General features: G+C 72.2%; 20 protein-coding genes and 1 pseudogene. 9 read left to right on the plus strand and 12 right to left on the minus strand.

Going from position 1 to position 20,460, the window contains the following annotated elements:
* Positions 1 to 192 precede the first annotated feature (192 nt).
* Genes AB0E88_RS22065 through AB0E88_RS22075 form a run of 3 tightly spaced genes read left to right on the plus strand, consistent with a single transcriptional unit; the run spans position 193 to position 4,996 of the window.
* A complete protein-coding gene (locus AB0E88_RS22065; RefSeq protein ID WP_361632877.1) occupies positions 193 to 1,560 on the plus strand; it encodes an ATP-grasp domain-containing protein in 1,368 nt (455 codons plus the stop codon).
* Positions 1,557 to 3,572 carry a PEP/pyruvate-binding domain-containing protein gene (locus tag AB0E88_RS22070; protein WP_361632879.1) on the plus strand — a complete coding sequence of 672 codons (2,016 nt, stop codon included), beginning with the start codon at positions 1,557 to 1,559 and terminating at the stop codon, positions 3,570 to 3,572. Before AB0E88_RS22065 ends, AB0E88_RS22070 begins: the two co-directional genes overlap by 4 nt.
* Before the next feature lie 8 nt (positions 3,573 to 3,580).
* Positions 3,581 to 4,996: an MFS transporter gene (locus AB0E88_RS22075; protein ID WP_361632881.1), complete on the plus strand. Its 1,416-nt coding sequence runs from the start codon at positions 3,581 to 3,583 to the stop codon at positions 4,994 to 4,996.
* Between the two features lie 12 nt (positions 4,997 to 5,008).
* On the opposite strand, the gene AB0E88_RS22080 is transcribed toward AB0E88_RS22075, so the two are convergent.
* Positions 5,009 to 5,197, minus strand: a complete 189-nt coding sequence (locus AB0E88_RS22080) for a hypothetical protein (RefSeq protein WP_361633068.1) — start codon at positions 5,195 to 5,197, stop codon at positions 5,009 to 5,011.
* On the opposite strand from AB0E88_RS22080, the gene AB0E88_RS22085 reads away from it, so the two are divergent.
* On the plus strand, positions 5,106 to 5,900 hold the full coding sequence (locus AB0E88_RS22085) for an endonuclease/exonuclease/phosphatase family protein (protein WP_361633060.1): 795 nt from the start codon (positions 5,106 to 5,108) through the stop codon (positions 5,898 to 5,900). The two genes, AB0E88_RS22080 and AB0E88_RS22085, sit on opposite strands and share 92 nt — an antisense overlap.
* Here AB0E88_RS22085 and AB0E88_RS22090 read toward each other — a convergent pair.
* From AB0E88_RS22090 to AB0E88_RS22105, 4 genes are all read right to left on the minus strand, one after another.
* A complete protein-coding gene (locus tag AB0E88_RS22090; RefSeq protein WP_361632883.1) occupies positions 5,891 to 7,609 on the minus strand; it encodes an FAD-dependent monooxygenase in 1,719 nt (572 codons plus the stop codon). The two genes, AB0E88_RS22085 and AB0E88_RS22090, sit on opposite strands and share 10 nt — an antisense overlap.
* Positions 7,610 to 7,752: 143 nt before the next feature.
* Positions 7,753 to 8,958, minus strand: coding sequence for a DUF2235 domain-containing protein (locus tag AB0E88_RS22095; RefSeq protein WP_361632885.1), 1,206 nt, complete (start codon positions 8,956 to 8,958; stop codon positions 7,753 to 7,755).
* A 132-nt stretch (positions 8,959 to 9,090) separates the two neighbouring features.
* Positions 9,091 to 9,732, minus strand: coding sequence for a TetR/AcrR family transcriptional regulator (locus AB0E88_RS22100; RefSeq protein ID WP_361632887.1), 642 nt, complete (start codon positions 9,730 to 9,732; stop codon positions 9,091 to 9,093).
* A 40-nt stretch (positions 9,733 to 9,772) separates the two neighbouring features.
* Positions 9,773 to 10,447 carry an SGNH/GDSL hydrolase family protein gene (locus AB0E88_RS22105; protein ID WP_361632889.1) on the minus strand — a complete coding sequence of 225 codons (675 nt, stop codon included), beginning with the start codon at positions 10,445 to 10,447 and terminating at the stop codon, positions 9,773 to 9,775.
* A gap of 513 nt (positions 10,448 to 10,960) precedes the next feature.
* Here AB0E88_RS22105 and AB0E88_RS22110 point away from each other — a divergent pair.
* Positions 10,961 to 11,311: a MerR family transcriptional regulator gene (locus tag AB0E88_RS22110; RefSeq protein ID WP_361632891.1), complete on the plus strand. Its 351-nt coding sequence runs from the start codon at positions 10,961 to 10,963 to the stop codon at positions 11,309 to 11,311.
* A gap of 150 nt (positions 11,312 to 11,461) precedes the next feature.
* Positions 11,462 to 11,656: an antitoxin gene (locus AB0E88_RS22115; protein WP_361632893.1), complete on the plus strand. Its 195-nt coding sequence runs from the start codon at positions 11,462 to 11,464 to the stop codon at positions 11,654 to 11,656.
* 104 nt (positions 11,657 to 11,760) lie between these two features.
* Here the strand turns inward: AB0E88_RS22115 and AB0E88_RS22120 are convergent, their stop codons facing one another.
* The 6 genes from AB0E88_RS22120 to AB0E88_RS22145 form a co-directional block, all read right to left on the minus strand.
* Complete coding sequence (locus tag AB0E88_RS22120) at positions 11,761 to 12,408, minus strand: TetR/AcrR family transcriptional regulator (RefSeq protein ID WP_361632895.1); 648 nt, start codon at positions 12,406 to 12,408, stop codon at positions 11,761 to 11,763.
* Positions 12,409 to 12,559: 151 nt separating this feature from the next.
* Positions 12,560 to 13,234, minus strand: a complete 675-nt coding sequence (locus AB0E88_RS22125; RefSeq protein WP_361632897.1) for a response regulator transcription factor — start codon at positions 13,232 to 13,234, stop codon at positions 12,560 to 12,562.
* Positions 13,231 to 14,529: a histidine kinase gene (locus AB0E88_RS22130; protein WP_361632899.1), complete on the minus strand. Its 1,299-nt coding sequence runs from the start codon at positions 14,527 to 14,529 to the stop codon at positions 13,231 to 13,233. Before AB0E88_RS22130 ends, AB0E88_RS22125 begins: the two co-directional genes overlap by 4 nt.
* Before the next feature lie 34 nt (positions 14,530 to 14,563).
* Positions 14,564 to 15,433, minus strand: coding sequence for an ABC transporter permease (locus AB0E88_RS22135; RefSeq protein ID WP_361632901.1), 870 nt, complete (start codon positions 15,431 to 15,433; stop codon positions 14,564 to 14,566).
* On the minus strand, positions 15,430 to 16,368 hold the full coding sequence (locus AB0E88_RS22140; RefSeq protein WP_361632903.1) for an ATP-binding cassette domain-containing protein: 939 nt from the start codon (positions 16,366 to 16,368) through the stop codon (positions 15,430 to 15,432). The genes AB0E88_RS22135 and AB0E88_RS22140 overlap by 4 nt, the downstream gene beginning before the upstream one ends.
* A gap of 301 nt (positions 16,369 to 16,669) precedes the next feature.
* Positions 16,670 to 17,710, minus strand: a complete 1,041-nt coding sequence (locus tag AB0E88_RS22145) for a hypothetical protein (RefSeq protein ID WP_361632905.1) — start codon at positions 17,708 to 17,710, stop codon at positions 16,670 to 16,672.
* 404 nt (positions 17,711 to 18,114) lie between these two features.
* On the opposite strand from AB0E88_RS22145, the gene AB0E88_RS22150 reads away from it, so the two are divergent.
* Complete coding sequence (locus tag AB0E88_RS22150) at positions 18,115 to 18,888, plus strand: polysaccharide deacetylase family protein (RefSeq protein ID WP_361632907.1); 774 nt, start codon at positions 18,115 to 18,117, stop codon at positions 18,886 to 18,888.
* Positions 18,889 to 18,986: 98 nt separating this feature from the next.
* Here AB0E88_RS22150 and AB0E88_RS22155 read toward each other — a convergent pair whose 3' ends face one another.
* On the minus strand, positions 18,987 to 19,457 hold the full coding sequence (locus AB0E88_RS22155; RefSeq protein WP_361632909.1) for a flavodoxin family protein: 471 nt from the start codon (positions 19,455 to 19,457) through the stop codon (positions 18,987 to 18,989).
* Between the two features lie 69 nt (positions 19,458 to 19,526).
* On the opposite strand from AB0E88_RS22155, the pseudogene AB0E88_RS22160 reads away from it, so the two are divergent.
* Both AB0E88_RS22160 and AB0E88_RS22165 read left to right on the plus strand, forming a co-directional pair.
* A pseudogene (locus tag AB0E88_RS22160) lies at positions 19,527 to 19,685 on the plus strand (chloramphenicol efflux MFS transporter); the annotation flags it as partial.
* Between the two features lie 89 nt (positions 19,686 to 19,774).
* Positions 19,775 to 20,428 carry a hypothetical protein gene (locus AB0E88_RS22165; RefSeq protein WP_361632911.1) on the plus strand — a complete coding sequence of 218 codons (654 nt, stop codon included), beginning with the start codon at positions 19,775 to 19,777 and terminating at the stop codon, positions 20,426 to 20,428.
* The last annotated feature ends 32 nt before the right edge of the window (positions 20,429 to 20,460 follow it).

Genomic DNA, 20,460 nt, shown 5'->3' on the forward strand with positions numbered 1-20,460 from the left:
ACCGTGTGTGACACCTCATGCGTGTCCCGTAGGTGGCGTGAAGCAACCTGACCGACGACGGCAACGCCCCGGCCTACTCAGGCATTTGCCTGAGACGTCCGTGCTCGGCGCGGCGAGCGGCGGGAAACCGGACTGCTTCGCTGGAAGAGACCGCGACACAAGGAACCGCACAGCAGAAGGAGTTGGAGTCCCGTGGCGAAGGTGCTGTACGTGCATGCCAAGGGCGGCCCCCCGGTCGGGTACGCCCTGCCCAGGGTGGGCGCGAGGTCCGAGGCGCACCTGCTGGCACTCAGCGAACTGCCCGCAGGCCGTGCGCTCGAAGGGCACTGCGCCTCGGTCGTCGCGCGCGGCGCCGCGTGGGAGGACGATCTGGTCGACGTCATCGCCTCCCGCGCCCGCGAGGTCGGCGCGGACGCGGTCGTCACCTTCTCGGAGTACGCGGTGGTCGCGGTCGCCGAGGCCTCGCGCCGGCTCGGACTGCGGGGCGCCGGACCTGCCGCGGCCCTCGCCCGGGACAAGCGCCTCATGCGCGCGGCCTGGGAGCGCCGGGGCATCCCGCAGCCCCGCTTCCGGCCTGTCGCCACCGCGCAGCAACTCGCGTCGGCCACGGGGGAGATGCAGTGCCCCCTCCTGCTGAAGGCGGCCTGGAGCGCCGGATCGACCGCGCACCAGATCATCGCCACCCCCGCGGACGCCCCCGCGGCCTGGGCCCGCTCGTACGCGGTGATGACGGAATCGGCGCGCCTGGGGTACGCCGAGCTGCATGTCCCGGGCGCCGGTGAGGACTTCATCGTGGAGGAGATCGTCAGCGGCCGCGCCGAGGAATGGTTCGAGCAACCCGGCTGGGGCGACTACGTCAGCGTCGAGGGCGTGGTGGTCGAGGGCGACTTCCGGCCCGTGTGCGTGAGCGGCCGGATGCCGACCGTCGCACCCTTCACCGAACGCGCCGGCATCACCCCTGCCGCCCTCGGGACCGAGGCGCAGACAAGGATCGTGGACCTGGCCCGGCAGGCCGTGGACGCGCTCGGCCTGGAGAACTGCGGCACCCACACCGAGATCAAGCTCGGTGACCGCGGCCGCATGTGGGTGATCGAGACGGCGGCGCGCTTCGGTGGCGCGATGACCGTGCCGCAGATCGAGGAGGTCTTCGGACTCGACCTGATCGCCATGTTCACGGAGCAGTTGCTCGGCGGCTCGCCCGACTGGCCGGCCGGGGCGCTGACCCCCGCGGACGCCAAGGGCGCGGCCGGCTCCCTGGTCGTGCTCGCCGTGGACGGCTCGGGCGAGCCGTGGCGGCACCGGCACGTGTGGGACTCCGCCTCGGTGGTGCGGTCCGCGCCGCTGAGCACGGGCAGCACGCTGTGCGTCGTGGGGGAGAGCTCGCTGCCGGACGGCACCCCCGTCCCGGTCTACGACCCGGCCGCCGGCGCCAACACCATGGCCGGGCTGTGCCTGCTGTCCGCCGACCGGCCGCAGACCGTCGTCCGCGACTTCACCGCCCTCGTGGACGCCCTGCCGGACATCCTGCCCGTCCACGCCGCGCAGGAGGTGCGGGCATGACCGTCACCCTCGAGAGGGCCGACCTGCCCGAGGCCGGCGGGGACCGCACCGTCGTCGGCGCCAACCTGTCGCTGCCGCTGTTCCGCACCCTGTCCGGGGTGCTCGCCGGACACCCGTACCTCAAGGTCGTGGTGGACCGGGCCGAGGGCACCTGGCACCTGCTCGACACCCGGGTCCACCCCTTCCACGTCAACTACATCGCCACCCGCGTCCTCGGCATGACCCTCGACGAACTCGACGCCGAGCTCGACGCGTTCAACGCCTCCGTGTACACGGACCCGGAACGCCGGTTCCTGCTGGGCGTGCTCTCCCTGCACACCGACCAGGCCGAGGACGGCTCCGAGTGCCCCTTCCTGGTGCTGGAGACCACCGAGGCGGACACCATGCCCGGCCCCCTGCTGGAGGAGTTCCACCACTTCGTGCGGAGCCGGGTGGACGGGCGGCTGCCCCTGCTGCTCAAGCCCGCCAACCACGGCCAGGAACTCGAACTCGCCTCGATCAGCGAGGCACACGTCCCGCGCATCCTCAGCCACACCCTGTTCGGCAACCGGACACGCACCTGCCTCAACCCCGGCGAGGCCGAGGGCCGCCTGCGGCACTTCCGCACCCCGGCCGAATACGAGGCCGCCGCCGCGGAACTCGGCTGGGCCGACATCGTGGCGATGCCCCGCCTGCCCGACGACGTGCCCCGGGTCGCCGGATTCATCAACACCGCCCCCATCACCCCGCTCTCCCACACCAACGTGCTGGCCTCGGGCTGGGGCATCCCCAACGCGATCGTCCGCGACCTCGACGCCCTCGTGCGGCGCGACGGCCTGGACGGCGCCTGGGTGCGCTACCGGGTGAGCGAGGACTCCGTCACCCTGGAGCCGCTCGCCGCCCCACCGGAGCTGAACAAGCCCGCCTGGCACCAGCAGCGCATCCGCATCGAGACCCCGCTGCTGGAGGAGGAGGCTCCCGTCCTGGCCCTGCACCGGCTGCGCCGCACCGACCGCGACACCTACGGCACCAAGGCCGCCAACCTCGGAGAACTCCACCACGTCCTGGACAGCCGCACCGCCGACCTGACGGAGTTCTACGCCCGCCCGCGCCCACCGCGCCGCGACCTCCTCGGCCATCTCGGCGCCCGGCTCGGCGAGCACGAGGCATCCAGGGAAGAGCTGCGAGCCGCCGCGGCCCGGTGCGTGGCCGAGACGGTCCGCGCCCCCGAGGGCGTGGCGCTGCCGTTCCGCCTGCACCACCTGTTCCTCACCTCCTCGCCCGCCCTCCAGCAAGGCATCGGCAAGCTGAAGATGGCGCTGGAACTCGAGGCGTTCGACGTGGTGGACCCGCTGTGCCTGAACCTCCAGCACCTGGTGCGGACCACACCCATGCCCGAGGAGGTGACACGGGCGATCACGGCGTCCGTGCCCGCACTGCTGGCAGGCGGCCACCGCATGGTGGTGCGCTCCTCCTCCAACGCCGAGGACCTGCCGGGCTTCTCCGCCGCCGGGATCTACGACTCGGTGACCACCGTCCGCGGAGAAGACCAGCTCATGGACGCCGTACGGCAGGTGTGGGCGTCGCTGCTGTCGCCGCGCAGTGTGCGGCTGCGGCACCAGGTCGGCATCTGCCTGGACGACACCTACATGGGCGTGATCGTCCAGGAGTACCTGCCCGCGAGCCTCGGGGGAGTGCTGGTGACCTGCAACCCGACCCGGCGTGAGGACTTCCGCACCGTGTACGTGAACTGCACGCCCGGATCACCCGAGCGGGTGGTGGACGGCACGGTGCTGCCGCACCAGTACCTGTACAACACCGTCGAGGGCGGCGGACGCACCCTCGACGTCGGCACCTCCGGTCAGGACCTGCCTCCGCGGACCCGGGACGCGCTGGCCCGACTGGCCCTCACCGGACGCCTGTTGCAGTCCCACTTCAGCGCGGACGACCCCGACGACGCCCTGGACATCGAGTGGCTGATGACCGACGAAGGGGCGTTCCGCCTGGTCCAGATCCGCCCGTACGCCCGGTGAGCGGCCGCATGCGCCGCTCGCCCGCACACCGGAGCCGCGGTGCCGAGCGGGCCGTCTCCCCGGCGGCCCGCCGGATCATCCGCCTGAACAACGGCTTCCAGTTGCTGTTCAACCTGCTGTGGTGGATGCCCGTCTTCTACGCGTACCAGCGCGACGCCGGCCTGTCCGACGGACAGATCTTCGGCATCCAGAGCATCTACTACATCGCGTTCTGCCTGTTCGAGATACCGACCGGCGTCGTCGCCGACCGTATCGGCGCCCGCAACTGCCTGCGCGCGGGCGCGGTCGTCATGACGGCGGCGAACCTGGCACCGGTCCTGGCCCCGTCGTACACCGGTTTCCTCGTGCACTTCCTCGCCATCGCGGCGGGGCGCTCGCTCGCGTCGGGTGCCGCGAGCGCCTATCTCTACGACGGGCTGCGCGCCGAGGGCGCCGAAGCGCACTACCTGCGGGCCGAGGGAACCGCGCGATCGCTCGGGCTGGCCGCCAAGGTCGTCTGCTGGCCGCTCGTCGGCCCGCTGATGGCGCTGGCCACGCCGGCACCGTACGTGCTCAGCGCGGCCGGCGCCGCCGGTTCACTGGCCTGCGCCCTGGCGCTGCCCCGCCTCGCACCGCACCCGGCCCACATCGGGCCGGCCACCCGCGGAACCCGTGGCGGCACCCTCCTGCGCGACACGGCTGCCGCGCTGCGGGCGCTGCGCCGCTCCCCGTGGCTGCCGCTGCTCATGGTGCAGGGCGTGGCGGTGTTCACGCTCTCACGCATCTGCCAGGTCAACCTCTTCCAGCCGGTGCTCCTGGACCACGGGATCGGGGAGAGCACCCACGGCAGTGTGCTCGCGGCCATGACGGTGGCCGAAGCGGTGGCCTCGGCGCGCCCCCAGTGGCTGAGCCGCCGGCTGTCGGCGACCGGGTGGGTGTCCCTGCTGAGCGTGGCGCTCGCCGCCGTTCTCGCGTGCACCACCCTCGGCGGGCCCTGGCTCGTGGTGGCGGCGCTGTGCGCGTTCGCCGCGATCACCGGGTTCGTCTACCCGGTGCAGCGCAAACTCGTCAACGACGCCGTCCCGGCGGACGCGCCGCGCGCCACGCTGCTGTCCGTGGAGAGCATCGTGGACCGCGGGGTGTGCGCCCTGGCCGCGGTCGCCGCGGGCGCCTACCTCGCGGCCGGCCGGCTCGACGCGCTGCTGTGGCAGAGCGCGGCGGTCACCTGTGTCCTGATGCCGGTCCTGCACGTGGCGCTGCGCCGGGCGGCACCGCCCACGCGACGCCGGCTCGAGGCGCCGGCCGGCGCGCCGGGGGGCCACGGCGAGGGCTCCGCGGTACGTCCCGCCCGGGAGCCGGAGGAGCCCGTGCCCCTGCCCGTCGACGAGGGCGCCGCCCAGCCGCCGTCGGGGCTCTCCCCGGGGGCCGTGACGCGGCACCGCTGACGCCCGCGTCCCCTACCCTCGTACCCGTAGGACGCCGTACGGCGTGGGCATCCACTGCGGGGAGGCGCTGGTGCTCGGCAGGGGCGGGCGCCTGCTCGCGGGCGCGGTGATCGTGGCGTGCTCGGTGCTCGTCGGCCCCAGCGCGCCCGTCGGGTCGGTGCCCGTCGCCGTCGCCAGGGACGTCGTACCGAACCGCGTCATGACGTGGAACCTCTGTAACCCGTGCAGGGTGAGGAACGTCGACCGGGCCGCGGAGATCGCCACATACGCTCCGCAGGTCGTCGGGCTGCAAGAAGCGTGCGTGCGCGACGTCGAGAGGATCCGGGCCGACCTCGAGCGCTACTACGGGCTGCGCTACCACGTCGCGTACGGCTCGGTCCTGCGGGACTGGGGCCGCTGCGGGGGAGCGCCGTGGAGCCCGGGAGGCTTCGGGCAGGCGCTCCTGTCGGCGGCCCCGATGACCGACGTCGTCAGGGTGAGGTACCCCGACGGCGGATCCGAGAACCGCGGCTACATGGCGGTCACCACCACCGTGGGCGGGCGGTCGGTCCGGGTGTTCGACACGCACCTCGCCCAGCGGCGTCAGGAGACGGTCCGGGCGGAACAGACCCGTGTGCTCGCCGCAGCCGTCGCCGTGCACGACCGCGCGATCGTCCTCGGTGACTTCAACGCCGTGCCGGCCGCCCCGGAACTGCGTGCGATGTGGGCGTTGGCGGCGGACGCGGACCCCGGGTGCCACCCCTTGCCCACCGCCGGCTGCGAGCCGACCACCGACTGGCAGAGCACGTTCGACTACGTCTTCCTGCGCGGCATCGTCCCGCTGGAGCACCGCGTGCACCCCACCCCGTACTCCGACCACCACCTGCTGCTCGCCGACCTGCGGAGCGCCAGCGCTCACCCCTGACCGGACGCCGGGCGGACGGTGTCGCCGCCGGTGCCGAACACCGCTGTGAGGTGACGGGCGAGGCGGGTGGTCCCGGGCTGCTCCAGCCGGGCGCCCAGGTATCCGTCCGGACGTATCACGAGCGCCGTCGGTTCCTGCGCGCCGAGGGCGTACCGCGAGGCGAACTCACCGTCCCGGTCCCGGTAAACGGGGACCTGTACCGGGACGCCGTCGGATGGTTCGCCGGCCGGAGACACCGCGCACACGTCCACCAGCCCACCGGACCTCAGCCGCGCCTCCGCCACCAGCTCCTCGTACGAGGCGACGCGATCGGTGCCGTACGACTGCGGCCGCCCGTACAGCAGCAGCACGGTGCCGCGATCGCGCAGGACGTCGTAGAGGCGCATCGGGTAGGCGGCGATCGGGCCGGTGAGTCCGCCGCAGTCCGGGGCACGGTCGCCGGGCCGCGGGCCGGGACCGTGGCCGGGCGCGTCGACGACGGGGCTGCCCCGGTAACCGACGAGCAGTTGGGCCTCGCGGAGCATCACCGTCCCGGGATCGTCCCGGTCGGCCTGCACGCCGCCTGCGGTGGCGTGGCGCACGGTGCGGCCCACGACCTCCTCGCCGACCGGACGGCGTTCGGCGTCGTAGGACGCCGGCAGCGCGCGGGAGGCCCTGCCCGCGAGCACGAGGGCGAGCTTCCAGGCGAGGTTGCAGGCGTCCTGAATACCGGTGTTCATGCCCTGGGCGCCGGTGGGCGGGTGGATGTGGGCGGCGTCTCCGGCGACGAACACCCGGCCCTCGCCGTACCGGTCCACGATCCGGTGGCTGATCCGGAACACCGACGACCAGCGCAGGGCCGACGCCGTGGTGCGCTGGGGAGAAAGCCGGTCCAGCACGGCCTGGATGTGCGGCAGGCCGGGCGCCCGACGGCCCTCCAGACCGTGGGCGACGCCGTCACCGCCGACGGCTTGCGGCCTCGACGGGCCCGTCTCCTCCTGCCGCAGCGCCGACAGTTCCGGGGGCACCCGCATCGACATGCGGTACCGCTTCACGCCCGGCAGCGGGATGCACACCAGGACGTCGTCCACCACACCGGAGCCGTCCACGTGCATGGCGCGCAGTCCGTACCCCGCGGGCAGGTCCCAGTCGACCTCCACGTCCCCCAGCATGTACTCCTCCAGGAACGCGCCACCCTCGAAGGCGAGCCCGAGACCCTTGCGGACGACGCTGTGCGCGCCGTCGCAGCCGACCAGGAAGCGCACCCGCACCTCCTCCCCGGTCCCGGAGGCGTGGCTCAGGCGGGCGGTCACCCCCTGCGCGTCCTGCTCGAAGGAGACCAGTTCCGTGCCGCGCTCGATACGGGTGCCGTGGCGGGCGAGGGCTTCCTCGGTCAGACGCTCCGTCTCGTACTGGGGGAGCGCGGCGAACCCGTACGGCACCTCCGGCGGCAGAGCCAGGTCGTAGCGGCCCTGCTCGACACCGTTGACGTACGCGAACTGGCCGCGCAGCGGTACGGCCGCCTCGAGCGCCGCACGGACCAGACCCATCCGGTCCCAGATCTCCAGGGTGCGCGGCTGGACCCCGACCGCCTTGGCGTACGGGAGGCGTTCGGGCAGCCGGTCGACGATCCGGCAGGTCACCCCGTGCCTGCGCAGCTCCAGGGCCGCGGTCAGTCCGACCGGCCCGGCGCCCACGACGAGCACATCCGTGTTGGTGCCGTGTGCCACTGGCGCCTCCCAGGCGTGCGGCCCCCGAACGAGTCGTTCCCACCATGGTCACCCGGCCCGGCGAGCGGTCGCCACTCGGGGGCGGGCGCCGTTCGAGGCGTGTGCGGCACTCCGCGGTGGCTTCAGCGCCCGGGCACCGACGCTCAGTTGGCGCTGTCTGCCCCCGGCGAGGGGGAGGGGGCCGACGTGGGCGAGGGCGCGGCGGGCGGCATCGGCGGCAGCCCGGCCGCGAGGTCCGGCAGCAGGACGGGCTCCAGCCGCACCTGCTCCCGGGTCAGGTACCGCCTGAGCTCCGGCGGACGGTAACCAGGGTCGCGGTCGTAGCGCTCCTTGGCGGGGACGGCCAGGAACTCGTTCCCGTCGGGCTCGTTCTTGTCGTTCACCGCGCTGCCCAGGGGCCGGTGGTAGTCCTTGGCCAGCAGATAGAAACCCTTGCGGGACTCGTGCAGCGGACCCGCACCGTTCGGCTCGACCCGGAAGCCGACACTCTCCCGAGGCGTCATCACCCTCGGCCCGGCCGCGCCGAGCGCGCCGTCGTCGAACTCCAGCCCGTACCGCCGGGCCTGGTCGACCATCCACAGCAGAGTGACGTCGGACAGCCCCGTCTCCTCGTACCCGCCGCCGACATCGAGGTGCACCCCGGCGAACCAGACCTGCTTCAACTCCTGTCCCTCCCGGGCGGCGTCGGTCTGCTGGTGCCAGAGCGTCGGCCGGAACGCCGAGCGCCGCTCATCGATGGCCAGCGCGTGGAACGCCCCGTTGATCCAGCTGCTCAGGTCGGTGTCGTGAAACGCCCAGCGCTGGTTGAAGCGGTTCACCGCGGGCTGGAGGAAAGCGGCGTCCGGCACGGGTATGCCGAGCGCACCGACGGTGTCCCACACCCCGATGAAGCGGATCTGTGTCTCGTGCGCGTAGGAACGGCGGAACAACGTGCAGGCGGCGCCGTTCGGTTGCTCGACCCGGTCACGGTACAGGGACCACGCCTCCTGCATCCGGTCGGTGTGCTCCCGGCGCAGGATGCCGCTGTTGCGCACCAGTCCGGCGAGGCTGCGCGCGGTGAACGCGCCCCGGCTGAACCCGAAGAGAAACAGCTCGTCCCCGGGCTCGTACGTCTCGACGAGGAACCGGTAGGCGTCCTCGACGTTCCGCGACAGCCCCACACCGAAGGCCCCGCCCCGCAGCCGTTCGGACCGCTGCGTGCCGACGCCGCTGTGGTAGTAGATCCGCTGCTCCCTGCCGGAGGCGGATCTCCGGCGCACGGAAAGAGCGACCTTGGCCACGTTCGTCTTGCTGGGCTGATCGGCGAAGTTCCATGTGCCGTCGCAGCAGACGACCAGACGCTTGGCCATGACCATCCCTCCTCGCGAGAGCGTGGAGCGGCGCACAGCACCACTTCCATGCTTCCACCACCCGGCGGCCCGCGCCATACGGGAGCGGCCGACACCGCAGCCGGTCCCACGCCGCCGCGCTGGAAGGAGTGTTCAGGCCGCTCTCAGGAGACCGTCCACGGTGCGGCGCACCTTGGCGATGACGTCGTCGTCGCCCAGGCGCAGCGCCGTGTTGGCCGCGCAGAGCACCGAATCGATCTGGAAGACCGCGAGGTCGACGTCGAGTTCCGCGATCTGGTGGGACGCGACGGCGGTCCGCAGTTCCTCGCCGAGGGTGTCGAGCCATTCCCGCTGGTGGCGAAGGAGGGCGTCGCGGATGCTTCCCGGTTTGCTGTCGAAGCGGGCGATGTTCGCGACGCGGAAACAGCCGCCCTCGAACAGCGGTGCCGTCGCGTACCCGATCCAGTGCTCGATCAGCGAGCGCAGCCGGTCGAGACCGGGTGCCGCTTCCCGCGCCGGGCGGACGACCGCGTCGATGAACATGGCGCGCGCGTAGTCGATGGTCGCGAGCTGGAGTACTTCCTTGGACCGGAACAGGGTCTGGATGCCCGCCTTGCTCATGCCCGTGTCGGTGGCGAGACGTCCGAAACTGACGTCGTCCAGGCCGTCGAGGGAGGCGATGTCGACGGCGCGCCGCAGGGCCGTCTCACGCGCCCGCGCGCCTTTGAGCAGGCGCTTGTCGGTGATCGACACGGTGTCCGCCCCGGTGACGAAGGTGCGCGCCCCAGTGTCCATACGGTCGATCGTACCTGTTGCGGGCTCGTCGGATGGGTGTTCAGGGCGTGGCGTGAGCCAGGGCGGCGGCCAGCGCTCTGACCATCTCGCTCGCCAGGACGGCCTGGCCCGCGGTGGAGAAGTGGATGCGGTCCGCACTGAGCAGATCCGGGCGGGAGTTGACCGGGTGGTCCCACATGTCGACGACGACCGCGTCGTACTCGCCGGCGAGGGCGCGTGTGAGGTCGTTCAAGGTGAGCACGCGCTCCGTCCAGTCCGTGAAGACCGGCACGACGTAGGCGCGGCCCAAGGTGAACACCGTGAGCTGTGCGCCCGTGCCGGCCGCCAGGTCGTACATCCGGCGCAGGTCGCTTTCGATCCGCCCGAAGTCCGGCGAGCGGCGCAGCAGGTCGTTGGCGCCGCACGGCAGGTGCAGCAGGTCCGGGGCGAAGTCCCGCATGCCGCCCATCTGGTGGTCGAGGGTGTCGAGCGTCGTCGCGCCGACGGTGGCCGTGTTCAGGTAGGCCAGGTCGGGCCTCACCTGCCGCAGGACGTGCGCGAACCGATCCGGCCAGCCTTTGTTGCCGTAGCCCGTGCTCTCGTCCCCGGTCCCGGCGGAGAGGCTGTCGCCGATCACGCCGTAACGCCGCCACGGGGCGTCGAACAGCATCGCCGCGGCGTCCACGGTGGCCAGGCAGAAAGGATCGGTCTCCTCTGTGAAGGATCCAGTGGTCATAATCAAAGAATGCGGTCGGCCGTATGTAAAGTCAACGGGTGAGGCGATAGGGTCGTATCGGATGCGTGTGCGAGAGGACTTCGTGGACCGCTCTTGAAGAAAATCTGTTGTGGCGGCAGTAGACATTGGCACGTCGTGCGGTTACTGTTCTGGTGTACTCAGGAAGTCGAAGAGGGCGCGGCAGACATGTAACTGCCGCGCCGGCAGGTCGAGAAGAAGGCGGCCCTCGGGGCCGCGAGCAGTACCCGCAGCACAACCGAGTAATCGAAGGTAAGGAGCGGAACGCCATCAGGATCGCCCGGGCGAGGAGCAGTCCGCCCGGGTACCGCAGGCCCCGGATTGGAAGGTGGTCCCCGGTCACGCATCCGCGATCCCCGCAGCCCGGCCCCTCGGCCGGAACCTGCGGACACAAAAGCCCGGCGCGATTCGCCGGTAGATGGTGTTGAAAGCTCGGGGCCCGGGTGCCGGTACGGCACCCGGGCCCCCCGACGCGTCCCTCGAAAGAAGAGGTCTATGCCCCCTCGCAGTACCCGCGCCGTCAGTCCTCTCGACGACGACGACTATCCCGCCTACACCATGGGCCGGGCCGCCGACATGCTCGGCACGACCCCCGCCTTCCTCCGGGCCCTCGGCGAACACCGCCTGATCACGCCGCTGCGCTCCGAAGGCGGCCACCGCCGCTACTCCCGCTACCAACTGCGCATCGCCGCCCGGGCCCGCGAACTCGTCGACCAGGGCACCCCCATCGAGGCCGCCTGCCGCATCGTCATCCTCGAAGACCAGCTCGAAGAAGCCCAGCGCATCAACGAGCAACTGCGCGCGGGCCACGTCGTCGCGCCACAGCCGAAGACCACCACCACCTGATCGGCGCACCCTGGGCACCGGCCTCGCGCCCGACGGCGCCGGCTCGCCGTCGGCCGATTCGGGCATGCGGGGCGACGGTCGTGGAGTGAGGGGCGGAGCAGTGGGTACCTGCGGCTGGGTACGACCCACGCATCATCGCGGGAGGTATCCATGGGCAAGCTGGGAGACCTGGCGAACAAGGCCAAGGAGATGGCGAAGGGCCACCCCGACCAGGCCGACAAGGGCGTGCAGAGCGCCGAGCGGTTGATCGACGAGCGTACCGGCGACAAGTACGACGCCCAGACGGACAAGGCCGCGGACGCGGTGCGCCGCTCCTACGGAAGCGGCGGCGGCGAAGAGCGCTGACCCGCACACCCCGGGCCCCCGGCCCCCGGCACGTCACGTGCGGGGACCGGGGGCCCGCTTGTCGGTCGGGTCGGACCCCTGTCCCGGAGCCCGAGGTCAGGTCGTCACGACGAGGACCTGTGAATCACGCGATCCAGGAGTCCGGCGTCCAGGGGCGGGCGACTGAAAGTGATGTGCGGGTCCCTCAGGCCGGCCACGACGACATCGAGGTGCCGTTCCCAGGCGTCGGGCGCGAGCGTGTCGGTCGTGGCGATGACGCCCCGCAGCCCCCACACGGCAGCGGCGATGTCGGACAGGGCGACGTCGGCGGCCACGACACCGGCTTGTCTGCTCTGCTCCAGCAGGTCGACGGTCAGGGCGTAGATGCGTTCACGCTGCGCGGGCGACGCCATCTCGCCGAACGCATCCGGCAGAACGCTGTGACTGAGCGCCAGATGGAGGCCCACGGTGCGCAGGAAGCGCTCCAGCCGCTGCTCGACCGGCAGGCCGGGGATCTGCTCGGCGTGGGCCAGCAGCCGGTCGTAGAAGGCCTCGGCCAGCCTGCTGCGCAGGATGTCGGGCGTGGGGAAGCGCTGGTAGAGAGCGGCCGGTGTGAGCCCGGCCTCGCGGGCGATCTGGGCCATGCTCGCCTGCGGACCGAGCGTGCGCATCGCTGCCGCGATGTCCCACAGCGTCTTGTCCTCACCGGCTTGTGCGAGCCCCTCGCCCGGGCTGGCCGCCGTCCTGCCGTCGTCATCCGATCGCTCACGCACACCGACTCCGCTCGATACGCATCTCGTCCCCCTGAGCCTAGGAGAAATCATCACAGATCCGGCATAAGCCAGGACCCGCCGATCGGTGACCGGAAGACTGCCGCCGATCGGGTCGTCCAGTGCCGGCCCCGGTGACGCGTTCGGCCCGTGCTTAGACGGTGCCTCCCTGTGGACGGGTCAGGCCGTGGTCGTAGGCGAAGATCACCGCCTGGATGCGGTCGCGGGCGCCGATCTTGGACAGGACGCGGCCCACGTGGGTCTTCACCGTGGACTCCGCGAGGACGAAACGGCCGGCGATCTCGCTGTTGCTCCAGCCCTTGCCGATGGCGACCAGGATCTCGCGCTCGCGGTCGGTGAGGGAGGCCAGCCTCGGGTCCTCGGCACAGCCCTCGCCGGCGGGTGGGACCAGGCGGGCGAACTCCTTCAGGAGACGCCGGGTGAGAGTCGGGGCGATCACGGCGCCCCCGCCCGCCACCGCGCGGATGCCCGCGAGGAGCTCGTCCGGGCGGGCGTCCTTGAGGAGGAACCCGCTGGCTCCCGCACGCAGGGCCGCGTACACGTACTCGTCGATGTCGAAGGTGGTCAGGACGAGGACGCGGGAGCGGTCACCGGCGGCGACGATCCGGCGGGTGGCCTCGATGCCGTCCATTCCCGGCATGCGTACGTCCATGAGGACGACGTCGGGACGCAGTTCGGCCGCCATGCGCACGGCTTCGGCTCCGTGCCCGGCTTCGCCGACCACCTCCGTCTCGGGCACCGAGTCCAGCAGCATGCGGAAGCCGTACCGCTGGAGCGGCTGGTCGTCCACGATCAGCACCGTCGTCACCGGGCACCGTCCTGGGGGGTGAGGTCCAGGTCGGCTCGTACCGTCCAGCCGGCACCCGCGGGGCTCGCGCTGACGTGACCGCCGTAGAGCGCCGCTCTCTCCCGCATGCCCACCAGGCCGTGTCCTTCCTCGTTCACCGTCCGGGGACGGCCGTCCGGGGCAGGCGGCCCGGAGTCCTGGACGGTGACGGTCAGCCGTGTGTCCTCCACGACGACGGCCAGGTTCGCCCGCGCGCCGCTGCCCGCGTGTTTCAGGGTGTTCGTCAGGGCCTCCTGCGCGATGCGGTAGACCGTCAGCTGCACCCCGCTGTCGAGGGCGTCGATGTCCCCGGCCGTACGGTAGACGACGTCCAGGCCCGCGGCGCGCACTGCCTCGCACAGCGCGTCGATGTCCGTGACACCGGGCTGCGGGCTCAGCTCGGGCCCGGCCGTCGAGTCGTCGGCCTCGCGCAGCACGCCGAGCACGCGGCGCAGTTCGCCCAGGGCCTGACGGCCGGTGTCCCCGATGAGGTGCAGGGCCTCCTTGCCGCGTTCCGGAGCGGCGCCCGCGGCATAGGCCCCCGCGTCGGCGAGGGTGATGATGACGGACAGGTTGTGGCCGACGATGTCATGCATCTCCCGCGCCACCCGGGCCCGTTCGGAGGCGACGGCGAGTCGGTCGCGCTGGTCGCGTTCGATCTCCAGCCGGGTCGCGCGGTCGCGCAGCCCGGCGAGCTGGGCCCGCCGGACCCGGATCACCATGCCGAGCGCCAGGGCGGCGGTCGCCGTGCTGAGCAGGAAGAACAGCGCGTCCCAGACCGACACCACCCCCGACACCCGCGCCGCGACCAGGCTCAGCGCGCCCGCTGCGACGGCACAGGCCCAGGGCAGCTGCCGTAGCCGCCCGTGCAGCGCGAGGCTGTACAGGGCGACGAAGAGGGCGACGTCCGCGCGCAGTGCCGCGCCGAGGGACCACTGCACGACGAACACCGCCGTGACGACGCCGAAGGCGACGGCGGGTGCCCGCCGGCGCCACAGCAGCGGCAGCACCAGCCCGGCCTGCAGGGCGAGCATGCCCGCCACCGGCAACCGGGTGAACGCCAGACGGAAGCGGCGCGGGCCGTCGCCGTCGCCGTCCCCGCCGATCACGCCGACCGCGTGGAGCAGGTCCGGCAGGCAGAACAGCAGGAAGACTCCGGCCACCACCGCGCTGTCCAGCACCCACGGACGCGCCCGGTCGGCATGCCGGAGCCGCTGGCCGGCCCGGCCGAGCCGGGCGACCAGCGGTCCCATCCCGCTGAGATCTTCGGTGGTCATGGAGGTCACCGGACCATGATGCGGGTGGCCGCGCTCAGACGTCGCTGCGCAGCAGCCGGTACGCCGCGCCGGCCAGTGCCAGGGCCGTCCAGCCGAGGAAGACCAGCAGTCCGGCACCCGGCGAGAGGGTGGTCGAGTCGTGGGTCAGGGCGAACAGCGACTCGCCGGCGTTGCTGGGGAGGTAGGGGCTGATGTTCCCCTGCCACGAGCTGGGCAGCAGGGAGACCAGCCCCGGCACCAGCATCAGGGCCGCGACCAGGACCGAGATGCCCCCGGCCACCGACCGCAGCAGCGCGCCCAGGGCGGTGCCGATCACGCCGACCAGGCCCAGGTACAGCCCGGCGCCCAGCAGGCTGCGGACGACGCCGGCATGGCCGAGGCCCATGGCGGCGGGCGTGCCCGAGACGATCCGGCTGCCGATGAGGAAGGCGACGAACGCGCCGGCGGTCGCGACCACCAGCGCGACCACGCCGTACATCGCCGCCTTGGACCACAGCACGGGCAGCCGGCGCGGTACCGCGGCCAGTGTCGAGCGGATCATGCCGGTGGAGTACTCACCCGCCGTGACCAGCACGCCGAGCACACCGAGGGCGAGCTGGGCGAAGTTCGTGCCGAAGAGGGACAGGCTCGCGGCCGTCGCGGTGGCGAAGTCGCGGTCCATGTGCCGGCCGGAGCCGAGGTTGGACTTGTAGTGGCTCGCGGCGATGACGCCGAAGGCCACGAGGAACAGCAGGCCCAGGCCGAGGGTGATCCAGGTGGAGCGCAGGGACCACAGCTTGGCCCACTCCGAGGACAGCACGCGCCGTCCGGTCACCCGGTACACGGGCCGGGACGCGGCGGCCGCGGCGGTCTCGGGCGTCTCGGGGGTCTCAGGGGTCTTGTGGGTTGCCGTGAGGGTGCTCATGCTGCGCTCCCGGAGGTCTCGGTGCCGGTCGTGGAGCCGTGGTACTCCACGGCGTCCCGGGTCAGTTCCATGAACGCCTCCTCCAGCGACACCGCCTTGGTGGTCAGCTCGAACAGGGGGATGGCGTGCTCGGCCGCCTTCAGGCCGATCTCCCGGGCGGAGACCCCGGTCACCTGCAGCTCCTCCGAACCGATGCGGCCGGTGATCTCCACGCCCGGCCCGGCCAGCACGTCCCGCAGCCGCGCGGCGTCGTCCGTCGCCACCCGCACGGTGTCACCACCGGCCTCGCGGACCAGGTCCCGCACGGTCGTGTCGGCCAGCAGCCGCCCCCGGCCGACGACGATCAGGTGATCGGCCACCAGCGCCACCTCGCTCATCAGGTGCGAGGAGACGAACACCGTGCGCCCCTCGGCCGCGAGAGAGGTGAGCAGGTTGCGGATCCACAGGACGCCCTCGGGGTCCAGCCCGTTCACCGGCTCGTCCAGCATCACGGTCTGCGGGTCGCCGAGCAGGGCGGCCGCGATGCCGAGCCGCTGGCCCATGCCGAGGGAGAAGGCTCCGGCCCGCTTCTTCGCGACGCTGCCGAGACCGGCGAGCTCGACGACCTCGTCGACCCGGCGGCGCGGGATGCCGTGGGTCAGCGCGAGGGCACGGAGGTGATTGTGCGCCGAGCGGCCGGGATGGATCGACTTGGCCTCCAGCAGCGCGCCCACCTCCTGCAACGGCGCCTCGTGACGGGCGTAGCGCCGGCCGTTCACCGTGACGGAGCCGCTGGTCGGAGCGTCCAGGCCGACGATCATGCGCATCGTCGTGGACTTGCCCGCACCGTTGGGTCCCAGGAATCCGGTGACCGTGCCCGGTTTCACGGTGAAGTCCAGACCGTCGACGGCCGTCTTCTCCCCGTACCTCTTGGTGAGCTGCTGTGCCTCGATCATCGGCGTTCTCTCTCTCGGACTGCGGCGCCCACAACGCCCGGCGCCTCCCTTCTCACGCTAGGTCCAAGATCGGCCGGATCCGGTGGTACCGGGGGGTGAACCAGGTCGGGAGGGTGGTACCGCGGTACTACGGCAGCGGTGCTCCCGACGCGTGTCGGACGCCACCGGCGAGGTCGTCGACGATGCCCGCGCCGGTGGTGCCGGCGGCCGCCATGACCGGGGCGCCGCCGACGGAAGCGATCATCCGCCGAGGTGCGGCCCGGCTGGACCGCGGTGGTGAAGGGCGGCCGCCTCGCCGCCCTCAGGTGCGGAAGCCGACGTGCACGTGGTCGTGATGGGTGGCGTCGCTGAAGAACTGTCCGACGCCGCCGCCCGACAGCAGGATCGGGCCGCCGACGTTGTAGGACCCGGCCGCCGCCGCGTCCCGCATGAACCGTTCGAGCAGGCTCCGCGGCGTCGCCGGATCGACGACCGCGTGACCGTCGATCCGCCACACGTCGAAGGCGCGGCCGTGCGGATGGTCGCTGGGCCTGCTCGTGCCGAACACGTCCAGTGGGTGCCCGGAACGCACCACGCTCACCTCCAGCCGGTACGTCCGCGCCAGCGCGAGCAGTGCCCCCGCCACACTGGTGTGCACCTGACCGCTGCGCAGGTCCGCGCTCGCGGCCGGCGGCAACACGATCCGGTCGTCGGAGAGCACGGCTCGGACCTCCGGCGCGAGTGACCGGACGGCAGGCCCCGGGTGCGCCGGGTGCAGGGCGTCGACCGTCCAGCCGGCCCCCGACCGGGTCAGCCGTACATCGACCGTCGTCCCTCCGGCGATGACCCTGCCGCCGCGCCGGATCCACTGCCGGCACACCACGAGCACGCTGGCGGACCGCGACAGGATGCCGCCGTACTGCGCGTCCACGACCTGCAGCGCGGCCTGGTCCGCCGCCGGCAACAGCGGCCCCGCCTGGCCGACGAGGGCCGCAGGCAGCCCGAGCGCGGCAACTCTCGCCCGCGCCGCGGCCGCCCCGCCCCGCCCTTCGCCCCAGGCACCGATCGCCTCCACCACCTGCACGGCCCGCAGCTTCGCCGCCGGCTGCACCTCCGCGGACGTGGGCCGCCAGGCTGTGGTGTGCGGCAGAGCGGGGGAGGGCGACGGCGACCCGCTGCCCGTGCGGGACGGGGTGGGGGAGAGCGACACCGTCCCGCCGCCGGACGTGGACCTCTGGGCCGGGCGCGTGGCCGAGGCGGTCCGCGCGGAACAGCCGGTCGCGCCGAGCACGACACCGGTGAGGGCCGCCAGCACGGTGCGGCGGCCGGGTGGAGGAGCGGCGGGCGCACAAGTGTGGGTCATGACGCCCAGTCTCCGCCGCGCGACGCAGGCCCGCCGCGCGACGGACCGACAGGCGGTCCGGCAGCATTCCGCCCCCGGGACGGGCCGCCGCGCTACGGCCGTGTCACCGGCACACCAGTCCGCGGCCCCCCACCGGTGAACCGACCCGATCCACCACCGGCAGACAGCGCAGTCCGCCCCCCGGGCTCCGGACGCACCGAGCGCGCATGTCCTGCGTTCTCTGGACGAGTTGGACAATCGGACCGCGCTCCGGCCGTCGCCGGCCGCCCAGTTGTCGGCGCCCGTTCCTGGAATTGTCCGTGATCGGTAACAGAGGGATCCGACGGCGCCTTTTCCTCGTCCTGTCAGGTGGTCGCACAGCGGCCGACGGCGGTTGAGGAACCCAGGGGAAGCAGGGGGCGGACATGGCGCGTCACAGCGGCGGGCGGGGCTGGTACGGCAGGACGGTCGGGGCGGCACTCGGAGTGACGCTGCTGGCTGCCGGTGCCGCGGTGTGGACGGCGCAGGCCGATACCGTCGACCGCACTCCGCAGCGGGCGTCCGTGCCGGCCGAGCCGGGCGCCGCCCCGCAGGCGGTGGCGGCGACGATCGCGCACTCCTCCGACAAGGGCCCCCGTGGTGTGAACATCACCATCGACGACGGCCCCGACCCCGTGTGGACCCCCCAGGTGCTCGACGTGCTCGAGAAGTACGGGGTGAAGGCCACGTTCTGCATGGTGGGGAGGCAGGCGCAGGCCCACCCGGATCTCGTCAAGAAGGTGGTCGCGGCCGGGCACCGGCTGTGCGACCACTCGGTGTCGCACGACACCACCATGGACAAGAAGTCCCAGGCCTTCCAGTCGCAGGAGATCCTGGACGCCGAGCGCATGATCACCGAGGCTTCCGGTGGCGTGAAGCCGATGTACTACCGGGCCCCCGGAGGGGCGTTCACCCCGTACAGCCGCACCCTGGCCGCTTCCCGGGGGATGCGTCCGCTGGGCTGGAACGTGGACTCCAAGGACTTCGAGCGGCCGGGTACGAACGCGATCGTCGCCACCGTCGAGCGGGAGGTGCCCAACGGGCCGACGATCCTCTTCCACGACGCGGGCGGCGACCGTTCCCAGACCGTCGAAGCCCTGCGCCAGGTCCTGCCCTGGCTCAAGGGGCAGGGCTATTCCTTCGGCTTCCCCGTCCGCTAGGTCATCGCCGGGCAGGACCTCAGCGAGCGGCCGCTGCCACGCGCCCGCGCGTCGGCGGCGCCGGACGTCAGAGTCGGCATCCAGGGGGAGCGTCCCCGCTACGAAATCGGCCGCCGTCCCTCCCTCAGCCCCTCGGCGAACGCCCGAGCAGCTGCCAAATCACCGGCGTTCGGCCGTTGCTTGTGGACACCGCCGACGACTTTGAACGGCGCCCACGTGTCGAGGGCCCGGCACGAGAACGTCCCGTCCACCGTGAAGCCTTTGCGCTCGAGGCGCCGCACCAGCGGGCGCGTGAACGGCGCCAGCGGGATCTCGGGGAAGCCGCTGGTGGCGAAGACGAACGCCCGGCCCCGCCCCACGGGGAGTGCTTCGACGAAGTGGGTCAGGCGGGGGTGGAGCCTGCTGTAGAAGACACCGGAGCCGAACCCCACGAGCTCGGCGTCAGCCAACGCAGCGGGCTCCGCCTCCTCGGGCGAGACGACTTCGGCCCCCAGCACCTCGGCGATGACGTCGGCGACACGACGCGTATTGCCGTGCGACACGGAGGCGCACACGATGACGGACTTCATCCTGACGATCCCTTCCTCGGCTTCTGAAGCCAAGACAGCGCAGCAACTCAAGATGTGACACCGCGCCACGTGGAGATCCCAGGCGCGCTGTCATTCGCCGTGGGCAGCACGTTGATCACGCGAGGTCTCTGCTGAGGCGTCCGGAGCCCCCACCATGGCCGGCTCCTATGCGGCCGCGGCACTCGACGTCGGCGTCTCTGCCGCCCCCTCATGGCGGGGACCACAGTTCGACGCTCAGCCCCTGGCCTGACACCCCTCGGAATCAGACCGACAACAGCGGTCCCAGCGGGCCACCACACCCTGTAGGCCTGTACGACATGGACGCCGCATCCCGACTGACGTGGCGCGGCGTGCCGCCCACCGACTGGAGTCACATGCGCGCACGCAACGGCCTCGCCGTCACTCTCATCGCCTCTGCCATGACCTTGACGGGAGCCTGCGGCGGCCCGACGAGCCCGCAGCGTGCCGCCCCCGAACCGGAACACGGAGCAGAGCGACGGCACACCAGCGCCACCTCAACGCCCACCTGGGACGGCAAGGAAGAGCAGGAAGACGCGATGCGGAGGGCCACGCAGGCCCTCAACGCCGCGGAACCCGAGGGAGTTCGCCGCATCGACGAGGGGATGGAGAGCCTGGCGCAGGGTCTGAACAAGAGCCTGACCGCCAAGGGGCGACCGCATACCCTCGATGTCGCCTGCCAGGCTCCAGGGCCTCGTACAGTCACATTGACCCTGACCCGCGGCGCGGCGAGGAGCGAGTGGGACGTGACATGCGGAGACCGCGAGGCAGATCGGTTCAACATCCCTGCCGACAGCACGTTCACAGCACGTGTCACGCCTCTGGGACATGACATCGACGGCCTGGTGTCGTGGCGGTTCAACGCGGTCGACGCGGAGGACGTGGACGGATGCGAGGACGAGGTCAAAGGGTGCGAGGACGGGGCGGTTTCGTTCGGATCAGGGGATGAGTGAGGGAGCGATTTACGCTGCGGAACGCAGCCACG

The sequence above is a fragment of the Streptomyces sp. NPDC028635 genome (genome assembly GCF_040637635.1).
Lineage (GTDB): Bacteria > Actinomycetota > Actinomycetes > Streptomycetales > Streptomycetaceae > Streptomyces.